General features: G+C 68.1%; 16 protein-coding genes. 4 read left to right on the forward strand and 12 right to left on the reverse strand.

Translation table 11 applies throughout. The features are described 5' to 3' along the window. Positions 1–7 precede the first annotated feature (7 nt). Both ABT313_RS09720 and ABT313_RS09725 read right to left on the reverse strand, forming a co-directional pair. On the reverse strand, positions 8–652 hold the full coding sequence (locus ABT313_RS09720) for a LuxR C-terminal-related transcriptional regulator (protein ID WP_350852105.1): 645 nt from the start codon (positions 650–652) through the stop codon (positions 8–10). Further along, positions 643–1,875, reverse strand: coding sequence for a sensor histidine kinase (locus ABT313_RS09725; protein ID WP_350850583.1), 1,233 nt, complete (start codon positions 1,873–1,875; stop codon positions 643–645). Before ABT313_RS09725 ends, ABT313_RS09720 begins: the two co-directional genes overlap by 10 nt. Positions 1,876–2,007: 132 nt before the next feature. On the opposite strand from ABT313_RS09725, the gene ABT313_RS09730 reads away from it, so the two are divergent. After that, positions 2,008–2,775, forward strand: coding sequence for an META domain-containing protein (locus ABT313_RS09730; protein WP_350850585.1), 768 nt, complete (start codon positions 2,008–2,010; stop codon positions 2,773–2,775). A gap of 11 nt (positions 2,776–2,786) precedes the next feature. On the opposite strand, the gene ABT313_RS09735 is transcribed toward ABT313_RS09730, so the two are convergent. The 4 genes from ABT313_RS09735 to ABT313_RS09750 form a co-directional block, all read right to left on the reverse strand. Further along, positions 2,787–3,215, reverse strand: coding sequence for an SRPBCC family protein (locus tag ABT313_RS09735; RefSeq protein WP_350850587.1), 429 nt, complete (start codon positions 3,213–3,215; stop codon positions 2,787–2,789). Next, the gene (locus ABT313_RS09740) at positions 3,215–4,108 is read right to left on the reverse strand and encodes an N-acyl homoserine lactonase family protein (protein WP_350850589.1); all 894 of its coding nucleotides are present in this window, start codon (positions 4,106–4,108) and stop codon (positions 3,215–3,217) included. The genes ABT313_RS09735 and ABT313_RS09740 overlap by 1 nt, the downstream gene beginning before the upstream one ends. A gap of 105 nt (positions 4,109–4,213) precedes the next feature. After that, positions 4,214–4,900 (reverse strand): Crp/Fnr family transcriptional regulator, encoded by a 687-nt coding sequence (locus tag ABT313_RS09745; RefSeq protein WP_350850591.1) that lies wholly within the window; start codon positions 4,898–4,900, stop codon positions 4,214–4,216. Between the two features lie 32 nt (positions 4,901–4,932). Next, entirely contained in the window at positions 4,933–6,948 is a 2,016-nt protein-coding gene (locus tag ABT313_RS09750; protein ID WP_350850593.1) for an MDR family MFS transporter, read from the reverse strand. A gap of 84 nt (positions 6,949–7,032) precedes the next feature. Here ABT313_RS09750 and hemW point away from each other — a divergent pair, with 84 nt between their 5' ends. Both hemW and ABT313_RS09760 read left to right on the forward strand, forming a co-directional pair. Further along, positions 7,033–8,244, forward strand: coding sequence for a radical SAM family heme chaperone HemW (gene hemW / locus ABT313_RS09755; RefSeq protein ID WP_350850595.1), 1,212 nt, complete (start codon positions 7,033–7,035; stop codon positions 8,242–8,244). A 94-nt stretch (positions 8,245–8,338) separates the two neighbouring features. Continuing rightward, positions 8,339–10,687, forward strand: coding sequence for a polysaccharide lyase 8 family protein (locus ABT313_RS09760; protein WP_350850597.1), 2,349 nt, complete (start codon positions 8,339–8,341; stop codon positions 10,685–10,687). Positions 10,688–10,905: 218 nt separating this feature from the next. Here the strand turns inward: ABT313_RS09760 and ABT313_RS09765 are convergent, their stop codons facing one another. The 6 genes from ABT313_RS09765 to ABT313_RS09790 all read right to left on the reverse strand — a co-directional run bounded on the left by ABT313_RS09765 (position 10,906) and on the right by ABT313_RS09790 (position 17,642). Beyond that, a complete protein-coding gene (locus tag ABT313_RS09765; RefSeq protein ID WP_350850598.1) occupies positions 10,906–11,706 on the reverse strand; it encodes an ABC transporter ATP-binding protein in 801 nt (266 codons plus the stop codon). Continuing rightward, on the reverse strand, positions 11,703–12,599 hold the full coding sequence (locus ABT313_RS09770) for an ABC transporter ATP-binding protein (RefSeq protein WP_350850599.1): 897 nt from the start codon (positions 12,597–12,599) through the stop codon (positions 11,703–11,705). The genes ABT313_RS09765 and ABT313_RS09770 overlap by 4 nt, the downstream gene beginning before the upstream one ends. Continuing rightward, on the reverse strand, positions 12,596–13,516 hold the full coding sequence (locus ABT313_RS09775; protein WP_350850601.1) for an ABC transporter permease: 921 nt from the start codon (positions 13,514–13,516) through the stop codon (positions 12,596–12,598). The genes ABT313_RS09770 and ABT313_RS09775 overlap by 4 nt, the downstream gene beginning before the upstream one ends. A 15-nt stretch (positions 13,517–13,531) precedes the next feature. Then, positions 13,532–14,521 (reverse strand): ABC transporter permease, encoded by a 990-nt coding sequence (locus tag ABT313_RS09780; protein WP_350850602.1) that lies wholly within the window; start codon positions 14,519–14,521, stop codon positions 13,532–13,534. 9 nt (positions 14,522–14,530) lie between these two features. Further along, positions 14,531–16,228: an ABC transporter substrate-binding protein gene (locus ABT313_RS09785; RefSeq protein ID WP_350850604.1), complete on the reverse strand. Its 1,698-nt coding sequence runs from the start codon at positions 16,226–16,228 to the stop codon at positions 14,531–14,533. A gap of 199 nt (positions 16,229–16,427) precedes the next feature. Next, positions 16,428–17,642 (reverse strand): ROK family transcriptional regulator, encoded by a 1,215-nt coding sequence (locus tag ABT313_RS09790; protein ID WP_350850606.1) that lies wholly within the window; start codon positions 17,640–17,642, stop codon positions 16,428–16,430. Positions 17,643–17,715: 73 nt separating this feature from the next. Here ABT313_RS09790 and ABT313_RS09795 point away from each other — a divergent pair, with 73 nt between their 5' ends. After that, positions 17,716–18,567 carry a LacI family DNA-binding transcriptional regulator gene (locus tag ABT313_RS09795; RefSeq protein WP_350850608.1) on the forward strand — a complete coding sequence of 284 codons (852 nt, stop codon included), beginning with the start codon at positions 17,716–17,718 and terminating at the stop codon, positions 18,565–18,567. Positions 18,568–18,617 lie beyond the last annotated feature (50 nt).

The following is an 18,617-nucleotide window of genomic DNA, read 5'->3' on the forward strand; positions in this document are numbered from 1 at the left end:
GGATACGTCAGCGGTTCAGATATGCGAGGACGGCCAGGACGCGACGGTTGTCGTCGTCGGAGGCGGGCAGGTCGAGCTTGGCGAAGATGCTCGCGATGTGCTTGGTGACAGCGCTGATGGACAGCGCCAGTTGTTGCCCGATCGCGGCGTTCGAGCGACCGGCAGCCATCAGTTCGAGTACGTCGCGTTCCCGCGGCGTCAGGTCCGCAGTACGGCCGCGAGCATCTCCTCGGCTGAGGAGCTTGGCAACGACCTGCGGATCCATCGCCGTACCGCCACCGGCCACGGACCGGACCGCCTCGATGAACTGTCCGGTGTTGAAAACCCTGTCTTTCAACAGATAACCGACCGAACCGTTGCCATCAGCAAGAAGCTCCCGGGCGTACAGCTGCTCGACGTACTGCGACAGCACGAGCACCGGGAAGCCAGGTCGTTGCCGGCGCGCCTCGATCGCGACCTGCAGGCCCTCGTCGGTGAACGACGGCGGCAGCCGTACGTCGACCACCGCGATATCAGGCTGTTCGTCGGCGATCGCCTTCCGCAACGACGGGCCGGTGTCGACCGCGGCGACCACCGTGAACGCGTGCTCGGTCAGCGTCCGGACGAGTCCGTCGCGCAGCAGGAACAGGTCCTCGGCGACCACTACACGGATCGGATCGCGCACGGCACCTCCAGCTGGACGCAGGTCGGACCGCCGGTCGGGCTGTCGACCTCGACAGTGCCGTCGAAGATCGCCAGTCGGCTCTCGATGCCGCGCAGACCGGTCCCGTTCATCGGGTCCGCTCCGCCAGGGCCGTCGTCGGTGACCTCGCAGCGCAGTACGCCGTTGGCGTGGTGCAGCGCGATCGCCACACTGCTTGCCGTCCGGGCGTGCTTGGCCGCGTTGGCGAGCAGCTCGTTGACGGCGAAGTACACCGCCGACTCGATCGGCAGCGACGGGCGACCCGGCAGGTCGGAGGTGACGTCGACCTCGACCAGCGAGTCGAGGGCCAGCGCGCGGATCGCGTCGGCGAGACCGCGGTCCGCGAGTACGGGCGGATGTACGCCGCGGACCAGGTCGCGCAACTCGTCGAGTGCCCTGGACGAAGCCTCGCGGGCGGCGATCACCAGATTGCGGGCGGCCACGGGGTCCTCGTCGAACAGGCGCTCGGCGTTGCTGAGGCTCATGCCGAGCGCCACCAGCCGCGCCTGCGCGCCGTCGTGAAGATCACGCTCGATCCGGCGGAGCTCAGCGGCCTGGGCTCCGGCGCTGTCGGCGCGGGTCTCGACCAGCGTCTCGACGCGCTCCTCCAGCGCAGCGGTCCGCGAGGGGCCGAGCAGGTCGGCCGACCAGTCGGCGCGCAGGGTGAGCAGCGGCGGACCGACGTACAGGCCGGCGGCGATCATCGCGAGGCCGACCGGGATCGCGGCGATCGCGGTCGCGGTCGAGGTCACGTGGATCGGGCCGAACGAGTTGATTCCGCCCGCGCGTTCGTTGGCCCGCCAAACGAACGGCTGGACGACGGCGCCGTACACCCCGAAGAGCGGCATCGCGAGCGCGAGTGCGGTCGCCCACGTCCCGATCACCGGATCGATGAACGCCCACAGCACATCTCGCCAGGTACTGCGGGACTTCAGCAGCGCGATCGCACCGGTCTCAGGCCCGTACGGTCGCTGCACGCCGACGCCCGCCATCCGAGCCAGCCTGCGTGCAGCGTCGGCCACCCTCCGCAAGAGCCGGACGGCGGGTGGGACGGCGTACCGCCCGATCCCGATCAGAACCAGCGCGCTGCTGATCAAAACAAGCACCGCCGCAACAACACCTGCCACGGACAGCAGCATCGTCGCCAACGCCCGTACCGGCGTGAACAGCCTCGACCTCAGTTCCGTCACCATGCTCCGAGCCTGTCGCCTCCCAGCCGTCATTCCATTGCGGTTGGCTCCCCGACCACCCTGTACTTATCCCCACCCCAGAGTCCGTGATGGAGGAGGTCATCGGCGGGATAATCCGGAGTGAAGGGGGCGAAGATGACTATCGAGTACGGGCCGTTGATCGGTGGTGAGGGGTCGCCGATCGGTAAGACGTACTTGTCCGTGGCGGTGACCGAGGACGGGGTCGACAGGCCGCTGGTGCCGGGCAGTCGAATTTCGTTGACCATCCGAAAGGACGGCGTACTGATCGTCCGCGCCGGATGCAACCAGCTGGGTGGTGGAGTCACGCTCGACGACGGCGTACTGGGGTTCGTCGAAGGCGTGCAGACACAGATCGGATGCGGTCCTGAACTGGAGGCCCAGGACGACTGGTTGATGGAGTTCGTAACTCGCCGGCCCGCGTGGACCATCGACGGCGACACTCTCACGCTGAACAGCGGTGGTACGACGATCGTCCTGCTCGACCGCCGCCTCGCGGAACCTGACCTTCCGCTCGACGGCACCGACTGGACAGTCCAGTCGATCCTCATCGACGATGATGATCTGCGTTGGCGCTACACACTCGGCGACGCCGCGACTCTCACCCTCAACGGCACCCGAGCGACCGGTTCCACCGGGAGTAGCTCATTCACCGCGACCGTGATCCGCGACGACCGGACTCTCACACTCAACGATCTGGTCGTTGCTCCTACCCGTCCCACGGGCCGAGCTGCCGACCTGGAGCGAGCCGTCCTCGAGATTCTCCGCACCCCGCTCACCTACAGCATCGAGTCCAACCGTCTGAGGCTTCGCGGCCCGACCGGGATCACCGGCTTCAACCTCATCGCCGTACGCCCTGAAGGAGACTCAGAGAAAGCCTGGTAGTCCGACGCTTCCTATGACTGCTCGAGGAGCTGCTTCAGTACGGCGAGGTTTGCGGCGACTGCGGACTTGATGCGGCTGGTGGCGATCGGGGCCAGGAGTTTCAGCGGGCCTGGCGGTTGGAGGTCGACTGTGTTGGTGAGGGTTGTGCCGCCGGGGACCGCGTCGAGGGTGTAGGTGAAGACCGCGGGGAGTGAGTTGAGAGTGCCGGAGATGGTGAGTTTCTGGTCGGAGACGAGTTCGGTGATCTCCAGGGATTCCTCGGTGTGGACGGGGATCGTGCGGGTCTGCACGTAGCGGGTGCCGACGCCGGGCGGGCCGGGGGTGAGTTGGCGGGTTTCGCCCAGTGCGTAGTTCCACCGCGGGAGGTTCTCGAGGTTCGCCAGGTAGGCGAAGACTGCGGCCGGCGGGCGGTCGACGGTGATCGTGTTGGTGAATTTCATCAGGGCCGCCGGGAGCTGTCGACGAGGCGTTGCGCCGCGGTCGGGTCGTGGGCGGGGAGGACGACGAGGCCGGGCAGCTCCTCGGCCAGTGCCAGGACGTTGTCGGTGGTACGGGCGAGTTCGTCGCGGTCGCCGACTCCGGGAAGTTGGCGACGCTCGAGGAGCCCGGCCTCGTAGGTGAGGTCGCCGACCATCAGCAGCGGCGGCAGCTCGCGCCGACGTACGAGCATCGAGATCGACCCGGGCGTGTGACCGGGCGTCGGGAACAGCAGGATCGACCCGTCGCCCATGACGTCGAACGCTCGCGGGAACGACGTGAGATCCACCTCGGTGGTGAAGTCGACATGCTTCCAGCGCGCACCCGGTACGTCGATGTGCGACCGGAGGAAGCCGCGCGCCTCGGGGGAGAAACCGGACAGCTGCGCCCACTCCGATGCGGTGATCAGCAACTCGCTACCGCTGAGCTGGGGGATTCCGCCGATGTGATCCTGGTGCAGGTGCGAGATGACTGCCTTGTCGACGTCGGCGGTCGAGTACCCGAGGGTGCCCAGTTGCGCGTCGAGCGTCTGGTGCTCGGCGATGTGGAACTTGGCCAGCCGGTCGTACACGACGCCGTTGAACCCGCCCGGGAAGTACGACGGGTCGGTCACCGAGGCGCGGTCCTGGCCGGTGTCGAACAACACCAGCCCGTTCGCGTGCTCGATGACGTACACGTTGATCGGGCGGGCCGGCAGCCAACGACGGGACGTGAGCAGCCACCAGTACAAGGGTTTGCGCGAGCCGTACGCGTGTTCAGGGTGGATCTCGACGCTGCCGGTGCTGATCACCGATACCGCGCGGACTGGGTCACCGCTGCCGGTGCGGGCCGGCAGTCTGGTCGCTTCCGTGGACATGTGAACTCCCTCCGGGCTCCGACGGGTTCGGGGCCGAGGGCATCAGTCTTCGTCCGGGGTGGTGGTCGCGTCTGTGACTTTTGTAGTGCGCGGGCGTTACCGAGGTCACGTGTCGTCGGGGTTCCAGGTCTGGTCGTGGAGACCGGTGGGATCGAGGATGTGGACCCGGTCGGCAGACGTGGCGACCAGCCCGGCCAGACGGAGCTCCCGCAGTACGCGCGCCACCACCTCGCGGACCGACCCGACCGAGTCGGCGAGGTCCTGCTGGGACACCCGGGCGACGAGCTCGCCGCGCGGACCCTGCTGGGTCGACGCCAGGTCGAGCAAGTGCGAAGCGACCCGCTGACGGACTGTGCCGAAGGCGTTGACCGCGGTCTGCTGCAGGTTCTCGTACAGGCGGCGACTGAGCTCCTCCGCGACCGCCCACCCGACCCGGCTGTCGGTCCGCGCAGCGGTCGTCAGCAGTCCCGCGTCGATCCGGAACAACGTGCAGTCCGACAGCGTCTGTACGCCGACATCGGCCGGCCCCGCGACCACCACGGCGATCCCGAGTACGTCGCGAGCCCGCGCGTACCGGACCGTCACCTGCCGCCCTTCCGGCGAGGACATGTAGACCCGCAGCAAGCCGCGAACCACCACCATGGCCCGCGGCGAGGAGCGCTCCCGGTACAGCGTCGTGCCGGCGGGGTAATCGATCCGATCACCCGTCACCAGCAACCGCTCGATCAACTCACCCGGCAGCCCCCCGAGGAAGCTACCGGCCATCGCCGCCGCCACGTCCCCATCAGCCATCCCTCCAGCATGGGCCACCACCCCCGCCGAAGCTACTGAGTACCTACCAAGGCGGCGGCGTGTTTGCCGGTGGTGAGGGATTGGCCCTGGTCGATCATTTGCTCGGCGATTCGGTCGACGGCCTGGGAGAAGGCCTCGGAGTTCTCGGGGTCCCAGTCGGTGAGGCGGTCGAGCATCCAGATCCGGAAGGCGCCGACGAAGCGTTGGAACATCTCCATGCCGAGCTGGGTGAAGCGGTAGTGGCCGAGAGTCTCGGAAAGGTAGCCGTCGGCAACCAGTTGGCTCGCGAGCGGTTCGAGCGCGCCGGGTGGCATGCGGAGGTCGCCGGTGATCTCGGACAGGGTCGCGGAGCCCTTCTCGGCGCCGCCGCGGAAGACGCGCATGATCATCCAAGCCTCGGCGTTGCTGAGCGGGAGACCGGATTCGGCCAGCACTTCGGGCGCGGGGTTGCGCTTGTGGTGCCGTACGACGAGGGCCGCGAGCTTCTGGAGTTCGTGTTCGGAGTCGAACGACGACGGCGCCGCGAAGTTCTCACCGACGTCGGAGGCGGCCATCCGCGCGGTGTCGCGGAGCGGGACCTCCTTCAGCAGCAGGGCCGTGATGAACCCGAGCGCCGCCACCGGGACGGCCCACAGGAACACCGTGTGCAAGGAATCGGCGTACGCCGCCGTCACCGCAGACCGCATCGACTCGGGGAGCTTGCGCACGCCCTCGACCGTTGTCACCACCCGCGGATCCGCGCCGGTGGCCTTGACGGCCTCCGCGAGGTGGACCGGCAGTTGGTGGGAGTAGATCGACCCGAACACGGCCACCCCGAACGAGCTGCCCATCGTGCGCAGGAAGCTCACCCCGGACGTCGCGACCCCGAGGTCCGTGTAGTCGACGGTGCTCTGGACGACGACCGTCGGGACCGGCATACACAGCCCGACGCCGAGTCCGAGCACGACCATGTAACCGGCCGTCACGACGTACGGCGTGGAGTTGTCGAGCAGGGACAGCAGGAACAGCCCGACACCGATCAGGATCGTGCCGACGATCGGGAACAGCCGGTAGCGGCCGGTCTTGCTGATGGTCTGGCCGGTCACGATCGACGCGACCAGCAGTCCGCAGACGAGCGGCAGCATCTGCAGGCCGGACTCGGTCGCCGAAGCGCCGTGCACGAACTGCAGGTACGTCGGCAGGTACGTGACTCCGCCGAGCATCGCGAACCCGATGATGAAGCTCATCACCGCGCACACCGTGAATACCCCGGACCGGAACAACCGCAACGGCAGCAACGGTTCCGCGGCCCGTCGTTCGACCAGGATGAAGAGGCCCAGGGCAACCAATGATCCGATCGCCATCGAGATGATGACCGGCGACGTCCAGTCGTACTCGTTGCCGCCCCATGTCGTCACCAGCGTCAGCCCGGTCGCGGCGAGCGCGATGAACAGGATGCCGAGGTAGTCGATCTTCGGCCCGACCGCAGCCTTCACCGAGGGAAGGGTGATCGAGGCAACGATCAGTACGACGATGCCGAGCGGGATGTTCACGTAGAACGCCCACCGCCAGCTCAGGTGGTCGACGAACAGCCCACCGAGCAGCGGGCCGGCGACCGTCGAGACGCCGAACACCGAGCCCATCACGCCCTGGTACTTGCCGCGTTCGCTCAGCGGTACGACGTCCGCGATCACCGCCATCGCGGTCACCATCAGGCCGCCGGCGCCGAGGCCCTGGAACGCGCGGGAGCCAACCAGCCACAGCATCGAGTCGGCCATCCCGCACAGCGCCGAGCCACCGAGGAACAGCACCACGCTGATCAGGAACATCGGCTTGCGCCCGTACAGGTCGCCGAACTTGCCGATCAGCGCGGTCATGATCGTCTCGGCCAGCAGGTACGACGTGACCACCCAGGACAGGTGGTTGGCGCCGCCGAGGTCGCTGACGATCGTGGGCAGCGCGGTCGCGACGATCGTCTGATCGAGGGCCGCGAGCAACATTCCGAGCATGATCGCGACGACCACCGCGTTCCGGGTGCCGCGTCCGACAGGCTGAGCCTCGGTCTCCATGAGCCGAATGTAACCGCCTCCGGACATTCTGTGACCACGAACCGACGGAGATCCGGTGTCGAAACGGTTCCGTAAGATGGGTTGGTGCCGTCGACATTGCCCGAGGGGGAGGTTGCGCCCCGGGACGGGGCGTTGCCGGAGTCTGCCGTCCGCGAGGCCGCGGACCGGCCGTTGGGGTTCTACCTGCATGTGCCGTTCTGTGCGTCGCGGTGCGGGTACTGCGACTTCAACACCTACACCGCGCGTGAGCTCGGCGGCGGTGGCTCGCAGGCGTCGTACGCCGAGACCGCGGTCCGCGAGGTGCTCCTGGCCCGGCGGGTGCTGGGAGAGCTGGACCGGCCGGTCGACACCGTCTTCTTCGGGGGCGGTACGCCGACGTTGCTGCCTGCCGCCGATCTCGGGAAGATGCTGGCCGCCGTACGCGACGAGTTCGGGCTGGCTCCCGACGCGGAGGTGACGACCGAGGCCAACCCGGAGTCGGTCGACCCGGCGTACCTCGAGGAGCTGCGGGCGGTCGGCTTCAACCGGGTCAGCTTCGGCATGCAGAGTGCGTCGTCGCATGTGCTCAAGATCCTCGACCGGCAGCACACTCCCGGGCGAGCCTTGCAGGCGGTCAAGGAGGCGACCGCGGCCGGCTTCGAGCACGTCAACCTCGATCTGATCTACGGCACGCCAGGCGAGTCGCTCGACGACTGGCGCGCTTCGCTGGAGTCGGCGCTGTCCGCGCAGCCCGATCACGTCAGCGCGTATGCGTTGATCGTCGAGGACGGGACGCAGTTGGCGCGGCGGATCCGGCGCGGTGAGCTGCCGATGCCCGACGACGACGATCTCGCCGACAAGTACGTCCTGGCCGACGAGCTGCTGTCCGCCGAAGGCCTGCGCTGGTACGAGGTCTCCAACTGGGCCCGCAGTACCGCGGCCCGCTGCCGCCACAACGAGCTCTACTGGCGAGGCGACACCTGGTGGGGCATCGGTCCCGGCGCCCACAGCCACGTCGGCGGCACCCGCTGGTGGAACGTGAAGCACCCCAGCGCCTACGCCGACCGCCTGAACACCAACCAAAGCCCCGCCCAGGCCCGCGAAATCCTCGACGAAGAAACCCGCCGCATCGAACGAGTCCTCCTCGAGATCCGCTTGGAGGCCGGCCTGCCACGAGAGGTCCTGGACGAGCCGGGCCGGAGTGCCGCCGCGCAGGTGATCGAGGACGGTCTAGCGGTGATGAACGGGGAGCGGCTGGTGCTTACCGATCGGGGCCGGTTGTTGGCTGATGCTGTGGTGAGGGATCTGCTTCCGTGAAGTGATCAGAAGTGATCGCAGTGGGCTGTTGACGACTGTTGTGCGCAGGCGGCAGGATCTACGGTAAGCGTTTACTGCCGTATGAGGAGTCGCGATGCCGCCCAGTTTTCGTCGTCGACTGTTGCTTCAGGCCGGGGTTGCCGCCGGCGCGCTGAGTGCGATAAGTCTGCCCACAGACGCGTTCGCGGAGGACGAGTACGACGTACTCCGGGCCCGCTGGACCGAGCTCAACACCGGTGGCGCGATCGACAGAGGAGACCCGGCGTACGCCGACGCGCTCGGCAAGCTGACCGCACAGGCGCAGCAATACGCCGGCACGATGATCACCACCGCTGATCGGACCGCGCTCTGGCCGGATCTGCCGTTGAGCCCGACCAGCGGGAACTTCTCGATCAGCTACACCCGCCTGAAGACGATGGCACTGGCCCGCGCGACCACGCAGAGCACCGACTGGGCCGACGAGCTGAGCGGCGCCCTCGACTTCCTCAACGCGAGTGCCTACAACGAGACCCTCAAAGAGACCGGCAACTGGTGGTTCTGGGAGATCGGCGCACCCCGCGCTCTCCTCGACACCTGCATCCTTGCGTACGACACCCTCGACGCCGACCAGCTGACGACGTACCTGAAAGCCGTCGACCACTTCGTCCCCGACCCGAACCGCCGGACCAACTCGCCGACCCTCCGCGAGACCGGCGCGAACCGGGTCGACAAGGCGCTGATCACCGCCCTCCGCGGCATCGTCGGTAAGTCCGCCGACAAGCTCGCGGCCGGCCGCGACGCGCTCAGCGACGTCGCCGAGTCCGGCAAGAACAGCATCTTCACCTACGTCAGCAGCGGCGACGGCTTCTACCGCGACGGCTCGTTCATCCAGCACGGCAACCTCGCGTACATCGGCACCTACGGCAACGTCGCGCTCGGCGGAGTCGCGAACCTCACCGCCCTCCTCGGCGGCTCGACCTGGGAGATCGCCGATCCCAACCGCGCCGTACTCCTCGACGCGGTCGAGGCGAGCTTCGCGCCGTTCATGACCGACGGCCTGATGATGGACTGCGTCTCGGGCCGCGCGATCTCCCGCGAGGCCGCCGGCGACCACCGCAACGGCCATGCCACCACGTCGACCGTGCTGTTGCTGGCAAGCGGTGTCGCCGAGCCGTACGCGTCCCGCTTCAAGGGCCTCGCCAAAGGCTGGATCACCCGCGACCGTCTCAACGACTACTTGCCCGGCGCATCGATCCCCGAGATCTCCCGCGCCAAGGCCCTGCTCGCCGACACCGCCGTCAAACCCGCACCCGCCGACCCTCGGCATTTCCAGTTCTACAACCAGGACCGCGTCGTCCATCGCCGCCCCGGCTGGATCTTCGCGATCGCGATGTCGTCGAAGCGGATGGCCCGCTACGAGTGGGGCAACGGCGAGAACCTCCGCGGCTGGTACGTCGGCGACGGCATGACCTACCTCTACACCGACGACCGGTCCCAGTACTACGACGCGTACTGGCCGACTGTCGACGCCCAGCGCATGCCCGGTACGACGGTCAGCACGCAACCGCGGCAACCCGGCGGCACCGGCGCAGGCACCGGGACCGTTGCCGCGTACGCCGAGTGGGTCGGCGGCGCGTCGTACAAGAACGTGGCCGGCGCTGTCGGTATGCACTTGATCAACTACGACAAGACGTTGCAGGCAAGGAAGTCGTGGTTCTGTCTGCGTGACTCGGTCGTTGCCCTGGGCGCCGGTATCACCGGGACCGACGGCTACCCGGTCGAGACGATCGTCGAGAACCGCAACCTGCACGAGAGCGGCACCGCGGCCCTGCTCGTCAACGGCCGACCTGCAACCGGCACGTACGACGACCCGAGCTGGGCGCACCTGGACGGCGTCGCCGGCTACATCTTCCCGAGCGGCGGCCGCCTGCGGACCGAGCGTGAGGACCGGACCGGGTCCTGGTCAGAGATCAATATCGGCAACGACACGGCCGGTTCGACCACCCCGCACACGCGCCGCTACGCGAAGCTGGTCTTCGAGCACGGCACCGCATCCGGCGAGTACGCCTACATCCTGTTGCCCAGAGCATCCAGCCGGGAGACGGCCGAGCGCGCACATGACCCCGGTCTGACTGTGCTCTCCAACAGCGCGAATGTTCAGGCGATCCGGTCCCACCGGGATGGCCTGACGCTCGTCAACTTCTGGGTGGCCGGCCAGGTAGCCGAGATCACCAGCGACGGGCCGGCGTCGGTGGTGATCGGCAAGGACGGACGGACGACAACGGTTGCCGTGTCCGATCCGAGCCGGACCGTGCAGACCGTGAGGCTGACGATCAAGAAGCCGATCGGCAGCGCGGTCACGAAGGACGACAGCGTGACCGTGGTCGAGACCGGGCGGCAGCTGGTCCTCGACATCGCCGTTGGCGACACCAACGGCAAGACGCACACCGCGTCGTTCCACTGAGAGGGTTATTCAGACGTCCCAGGTGAGCCTGCAAGAAAGAGATTGAAGGAAAGCCAGAGAGAAGAAGGGATTTAGAGTGGTGGCTGACCTCGGTGGCCAGCCGGAGGTTTCCGGCCCCGAGTGCCGAGTCGTGGATCAAGGCAGATTTGCAGCTCCCGGCCGGGGTGTCCTCGTCACCGCGGCCGGGTGCTGCCCTGGGGCGAGCTGGTGCGGTCGGCTCAGGGGCGGAGTTCGGCCAGGCGGCGTTCGGGCGCCGGGGCCGCCTCGGCGAGCAGTTGGGTGTACTCGTGCTGCGGATTCAGGATCACGTCGTCAGCCGGTCCGTGCTCGACGACCGCGCCGTGGTACAGCACCATGATCTCGTCGCTGAAGTGACGTGCGGTCGCGAGGTCGTGGGTGATGTAGAGGACCCCGAGGTTCTCCTCCCGCTGCAGGGCGGCCAGCAGGTTGAGGACGCCGAGCCGGATCGAGACGTCGAGCATCGACACCGGCTCGTCCGCGACCAGGATGGCCGGCTCCGGCGCGAGCGCCCGCGCGATCGCAACTCGTTGCCGCTGGCCACCGGACAGTTCGTGCGGCTTCCGGCCGACGAAGTCCTCGTCCAGCCGCACCCGCCGCAGCAGCTCCAGCACCCGATCAGTCACCCGGTCACGGGTGAAGTCCGGATGATGCAGCTTCACCGGCCGGGCCAGGTGATGGCCGATCGTGTGGTACGGGTTCAACGACCCGAACGGATCCTGGAACACCATCTGCACAGCCTTCCGGTACGCCGCCGCGCGCGCACCGCGGTACTGCATCGGCTCGCCGTCCACCAGGATCGATCCGGACGTCGGCCGCTCGAGCTGCATCAGCAACTTGGCGATCGTCGACTTGCCCGAACCGGACTGCCCGACGAGCGCGATCGTGCGCCCCGGGGTCAGCTCGAAACTGACGTTGTCGACGGCCCGCAACCGGGTGGTCCGCAGACCTTCTCGCAGCCGGTACTCCTTGACCACTTCACGCATCTCGAGCACGCTCATCGGCTCTCCATTTCGACGGCCTCCACGGTCTGCTCGGTCTCGTCCAGTTCCACGTCGTCGAGGTCGCCGCTGCGGACGAAGCCGCCGCGGTCGCCGGTCAGGCTCGGGAACGACGACAGCAGCCGCCGCGTGTAGGGATGCTTGGGCTGGGTGTAGAGCGTGATCGCGTCGTCGAGCTCGACGATCAGACCGGCCCGCATCACCGCGATCCGGTCGCTGATCTCGAGCAGCAGCGGCAGGTCGTGGGTGATGAACACGACCGCGAACCCGAGCTCGGCCCGCAGTCGGGTGATCTCGAGCAGGATCTCCCGCTGTACGACCACGTCGAGCGCGGTCGTCGGCTCGTCCATGATCAGCACCTGCGGCTCGAGCGCGAGCGCCATCGCGATCATCACCCGCTGCCGCATCCCGCCGGACAGCTCGTGCGGATACGCGCGCAGCCGGTTCCGATCGACGCCGACCCGTTCGAGCAGCTCGCCGCAGCGGATCTTGCGTTCGGCCTTGGGCACCTCGGGCCGATGCGTGATGAACACGTCCTCGAGCTGCTCGGAGATCCGCAGTACCGGGTTGAGCGAGTTCATCGCGCCCTGGAAGACCATCGCGATCTTGTCCCAGCGGAACGCCCGCAGATCGTCGCCGGACAGGCCGGCGAGGTCGACGTCGTACCCTTCGCGCGACGAGAACACGACCCGCCCGGAGGTGATCCGGGCCGGGGGTTTGAGCAGCCGGGTGATCGCGTACGCGAGAGTCGACTTCCCGCAGCCGCTCTCGCCCGCGAGGCCGAGGATCTCGCCGCGTTCCAGCGTCAGCGAGACCTCGCGGACGGCGTGCACGGTGGTCTCGGCCAGGTAGTCGATGCTGAGATTCTCGATGCTGAGCACGGGACCGCTCATGCCTTCACGCTCCACTTGTTGCGCTCGGCCCGCGTCTGCGAGCGCAGCTTCGGGTTGATGATCTCGTCGATCGAGAAGTTGATCAGCGACAGCGCCGCGCCGAAGAGCGCGATCGCCAGCCCCGGCGGCGCGAACCACCACCAGGCGCCGAGCCGCAGCGCGAGCCCGTTCTGCGCATAGAACAGCATCGTGCCCCAGGTGAACGAACCGGACGCGCCGAGGCCCAGGAACGACAAGCCCGCCTCGCCGAGGATCGCGAAGATCACCGCGAACACGACCTGCGACGCGAGCAGCGGGATCAGGTTCGGCAGGATCTCGACGAACAGGATCCGCCAGCGTTTCTCGCCGCTGATCTTTGCCGCCAGCACGTAGTCGCGGCTGCGCACGCTCAGGGTGAAGCCGCGCAGGACGCGCGCGGACCCGGCCCAGCTGGTGATCGCGAGCACCGCGGCCACCAGCCAGATGGATTTGTTCGGCACGTAGCTGGAGATCAGGATCACCAGCGGCAGGCCGGGAATGACGAGCATGATGTTGGTGAACAGGGAGAACGCCTCGTCCGCCCAGCCGCCGACGAACGCCCCGACGATGCCGAAGAACGACGACAGCAGCAGCGTGAGCGCGCCGACGACGAGGCCGATGACGAGCGAGCCTCGGGTTGCGTAGGCGAGCTGGGCGAACACGTCCTGACCGGTCTGCGTGGTGCCGAGCAGGAAGCCGTTGCCCGGGCCGGTCAGGCCCATGTCCCGGACGGTGGACGGATTTCCGACGAGCAGCGGACCGACGACGCCGAACACGACGATCACGCCGGCGATGCCCAGGCCGACGGCCAGCTTCAGCGTCATCGGCGGCAGCCGGCGTCTGGCCGGCGCCGCCGCCGAGGTCGCCGCCTGCGCCGCTCCTTCAGTGGTGATGGCCAAATCAGTTCACCCCGTTCAGGATCGTGCGCGGGTGCGCGGGTCGATGACGCCGTACAGCAGGTCGACGAGCAGGTTGGCGCCGAGGACCGCGAGCGTGATGATCAGGAACACGCCCTGCATCAGCGCGTAGTCGTTGTTGCCGACGGCAAGCAGTAGCGCGGAGCCGATGCCGGGGTAGGTGAACACCGCCTCGGTGACGATCGAACCCGCGACCACGAAGCCGAGCGAGATCGCGAAACCGGAGATCGACGGCAGGATCGCGTTCCGGGCGACGTACCGCGAACGGATCCGGCGCGGCGTCAGCCCTTTCGCCTCGGCGGTGACGACGAAGTCCTCGGACAGCGTCGACACCATCATGTTGCGCATCCCGAGCATCCAGCCGCCGATCGACGAGATGACGATCGTCAGTGCCGGGAGCGTGCCGTGGTACACGATCGACTGGACGAACGGCAGGTTCCAGCCCGGCGTCACGGAGTACACGTCGTAGCCGCCGTTGAGCGGGAAGACCGGCCAGGTGCTGCCGAGCAGGAACAGCAGCAACAGAGCCAGCCAGAAGTACGGGACCGACTGCAGCATCGTGGTGACGGGGATCAGGTTGTCGATCCACGAACCGCGACGCCAGCCGGCGGCCCGGCCGAGCAGGATGCCGACGGCGAACGAGATCACCGTCGCCAGCCCGATCAGGCCGACGGTCCAGGGCAGCGTCTGCCCGATGACCTGGGACACCGGCTCCGGGAAGTACGCGATCGAGGTCCCGAGGTTCCCCGACACCAGCTGGTGCAGGTACTTCCAGTACTGCGCCCACAGGGACGAGTGCGTGTCCGTCCCGAGCAGTGCCTCGATGGCTGCCCGGGTCGTCGGCGTGACCGGACCTTTGGTCGCCAGCTTGGACAGCATGAGGTCGACCGGGTTCCCCGGCATCAGCCGGGGAATCAGGAAGTTCAGTGTCAGTGCTGCCCAGAGCGCGGCGACGTAGAAGACGAGCTTTCTCAGCAGGTAGCGCACAGTCGGCCGCTACTTGGCGGGGGTGATGGTCTTGAGCACGATCCCGGCGTCCCACGCCTTCCAGGCCGCGGGCAGGACGTAGGTGTTGTCCTTGGTCGGCCAGCCGGTCGCACGCGAGGTGTTGAACTCGGTCAGCATCGAGTTCACGTAAACCGGGATGTACGGCAGCTGGTCCGCGATGATGCCCTGGATCTTCGCGTACGCGGCCTTCTGCGCGGCTTGGTCCGTCGTACCGGCCGCTGCCGTGAGGGCCGCGTCGACAGTCGGGTTCGAGAACCGGGACTGGTTGCCGGCCGACGCGCTCTTGCCGACCGCTGCGGTGTTCGTCGAGGCGAGCTTGCTGTCGTAGGTGAAGTACGGGTTCGTGGACGCGCCGAGGCCGACGGAGTCGAGCGACAGCTGGAACTTCCCGTTCGTCTGGGCGGCGTTCCACTCGTTCCACGAGACCTGGCTGGGCTTCAGCTCGATGCCGACCGCGGCCAGCTGCTGCTTGAGCGTGTCGTTGATCGAGATGTAGTCGCTCCAGCCCGTCACGGTCTGGACGGTCAGGGTCAGCCGCTTACCGGCCTTCGTCCGTACGCCGTCGCTGCCCTTGGTCCAGCCGGCCGCGTCGAGGAGCTTGCCCGCCTCGTCGGCGTTCGCGCTCTGCGGAAGCTTGGCCGAGCCGGCGTCCGCGATCCAGCCGTCGTCGCGGCCCGGAAGCAGCAGGGTGGGCGATCCGACGCCCGCGACTCCGCCGCCGGCCAGCTTGGCGAGCTGCTCGCGGTTCATGGCCAGGTAGATCGCCTTGCGTACGGCGGGATCGGTCTGCGGACCGGCGCATCCGAGCTGGGCGTTGGAGCAGGTCACGATGACCGTCGTCATGACGGGAGTGTTGACGTAGGTCAGGTCCTTGTTGGACTTCATGATGTTGTCGATCCCGGGCAGGTACGCACTCGCCCAGTCGACCTTGCCGGCCACGAGTGCCGCGCTGGCCGCGTCCGCCGACTGCACCGGCAGGTAACGGACCTCCTTGATGGTCGGCTTGCCCGTCTCCCAGTACTGGTCGTTCTTGGTCAGCACGTAGCTCTGCGGCGTGAACGACTTCAGCTTGAACGGACCGGTGCCGACCGGGTTCTCGTTCAGGTTCGTGGTCGGGTCCTTGATGTCCTTCCAGATGTGCTCGGGCACGATCGCCTGGTTGGCGAGGACGGCCGGCTCCTGCATCAGGGACTTCGACTTGAACGTCAGTACGGCGGTGTCGTCCGCGGTCGCCTTGGCCGTCGCGGCCAGGCCGGACGGGTTCAGCGCCGGGGTCTTCGCGACCAGGTTGAACGTGTACGCGACGTCCGTCGCGGTGAACGGCTGGCCGTCGTTCCACTTGACGCCGTGGCGGAGCTTGATCGTGAGCTCGGTGCCGGCGGCGTTCCAGGAGTAGCCGGTCGCGAGCACCGGGGTCGCCTCGGACTGCTTGGCGAAGTTGTACCAGTACAGCGGCTCGTAGATGACGCCGAGCGTCGGCTGCAGCGCGGTGCTGCTGAACGGGTTGAAGTTCTTCGCGGTGATGTCGCCGGCGGCGACGGTGATCGAGGCGTCCTTGGTGCCTGCGGCCTGGCCGCCGGTGGCGGCGCCCGAGCAGGCGCCGAGCGTCAGCGCCGTCGCGGTCACGGCGGCGACGGCGCTCACCAGGCGCCGCAGCCGCGGGCGGTTCGTGGAGTTCCGGAGCATGGGGGGAGTCCTTTCCGGGCATGCATGGTCCGCACCAACGCGGTCCTTGGAACGCGTCACCCGGCACCCGGCCAGGGAAGCTGGGCGGTAACTTAGTTGGCCTAATAAACTTGGCGCAAGAGTTCACCCGGGTAACGATTTGACCGCATACGGTCGCGAGCGCCCGGCCGCGAGGCGGGCGGGCGACGGGAGAGGGGGGCTACGCCGAGAGGGCGTGGTCGGATTTGAGCATCATCAGGGCGGCGCCGATGGCGGCGGCGTCGTGGCCGCGTTCGTCGAGGACGACCTCGGTGCCTACGCTGCGGCCGAAGACCGAGCTTAGGATGCGCTCCTGCAGGATCGGCAGGTAGATCGTTCCGGCGACGGCGAAGGCCGGGCCGGTGAGGACCAGCAGCTGTACGTCGTACATGTTGGCGATCGTCTGCGCGCCGAGGGCGATCCACGCGGCGCTGTCCCGGATGATCGCCTCCGCGCGAGAGTCCCCGCTCAGCGCGAGCCGGGCGATGGCGGAGAAGGCGGCGACGCCGGAGTGCCGGTGCGAGCCGAGGTCGAGCCCGGCCGCGCGTGCCTTGGCGACGACTGCGGCCGGTCCGGCCAGTGCCTCGAGACAGCCGGTGCCCCCGCACCAGCAGCGCGGACCGCCGATCTGCACACAGATGTGCCCGACCTCGCCGGCGTTGCCGTGCGCGCCCTGGTAGACGTTGCCGTTGAGACGCAGGCCGGAACCGATGCCCTCGCTCATGAACAGCGCAGCCATCACCGAGACGTCGTGGCTGGTGGTGAGCCGGGTGCCCGCGGCCGCTGCGGTCGCGTCGTTCTCGAGCAAAGCGGGCATCCCGAGCAGCTCTTCGAGGCGATTGCGGATCGGGAACCCGACCCAGCGCGTCATCGACGGCGGCGCCGACGTCACCCCGCGGTTGCGAATCAGCGGACCGGGGCAGACGAAGCCGAGGCCGAGCACGAGCGCCGGGTCGACCCCGGAGCGCGCGATCAGCTCGCGGGTCTCGACCGCCACCCGCGCGACGACGTCCTCGGGGTCGCTCTCGTCGCCAGGCCCGTCCCGCCGCCAGCGCGCGACGACGCCGCCGGCGTAGTCGACCAGCACGTACGTCAGGTGGTCCTCGCTCAGGTGGACGCCGACGACGTACCGCGCCGCCGCGCGGATCTGCAGCAGTGTGCGCGGTTTGCCGCCGATCGACGTGGAGGTCCCGCGGCCGGTCTCGGCGACCAGGCCGTCGTCGATCAGCCGGCGGACGACCGCGGTGACCGATGGTGCCTTGAGGCCGGTGAGCTGGGTAAGTTCGACCCGGCTGAGGGTGCCGGCGGAGCGGATGCGGTCGACGATCAGGGCGCGGCTGCTCGTCGGCGCCGGATCGTAGCCCGGCGACTGCGAGGAGTCGCTGACCTGCTGCATCGGGTCCATCCGCTTCTGTCCGGTTAGTTAGATCTGTGAATATAGTGGGAACGGCCGCCTAGGAGGGCAGTTTATGCAGGACCTCACGTCCCGGGATCGCATTGCCGGGCTGGTGCTGGCGCGTCCTGACCGGGTCCTCGGGATGGAGCCGTTCATGGCCGATGTCGTCCAGGGCATCGAGGAGTACTTCGCCGGCCGGCGCTGCAGCCTGCTGATCGAGTTCACCGCGGACGTCGCCGGCGAGATCGAGATCTGGCGCCGCTGGGTGGCCAACTCGTACGTCGACGGGATCGTCATGGTCGATCTCCGCAGCGAGGACCCCCGCCTGGACGAGCTGGTGCGCCTGCGGACGCCCGGGGTGCTGCTCGGCGGGCCTGAGCTGCAGGCCCCGATCACGAACGTCCTGGTCGACAACGCCGAAGGCGCCCGGGCAGCGGTTCGCGCCCTCGCCGACCTCGGGCATCGTGACATCGCCAGGGTGAGCGGCCCCCGCGACATGGTGCACTGCCAGGCGCGGGACGAGGCGTTCATCGCCACTTGCGCGGAGCGCGACGTGCAGGGGGAGCTGATCGAGGGGGACTACTCCGAGGACTCCGGCCGCGAGGCGACCCGGCAGCTGCTGACCGGCGACCGGGTCCCGAGTGCCGTTGTCTACGATAACGACCTGATGGCGATCGGCGGTCTCACCGTCGCGAAGGAGCTGGAGGTCGCGGTCCCCGAGGAGCTGTCGGTCATTGCGTGGGACGACACCGCCGTGGCCCGGCTCGCGCATCCGCCGTTGAGCGTGGTCACCGTCGACGTCCATGGGCTGGGCACGATCGTCGGCGAGGCGATCCTCGCGGCGATGGACGGCGCCGACGTGACGACGTACCACGTGCCGAAGCCGACGATCCGGCTGACGCCGTCGACGACCAGCCGGACCTGAGACAGGACGAAGGCACCCACCGGGTCGAGGTGGGTGCCTTCGTCGTACCG

Source organism: Kribbella sp. NPDC000426 (assembly GCF_040300265.1).
GTDB lineage: Bacteria > Actinomycetota > Actinomycetes > Propionibacteriales > Kribbellaceae > Kribbella.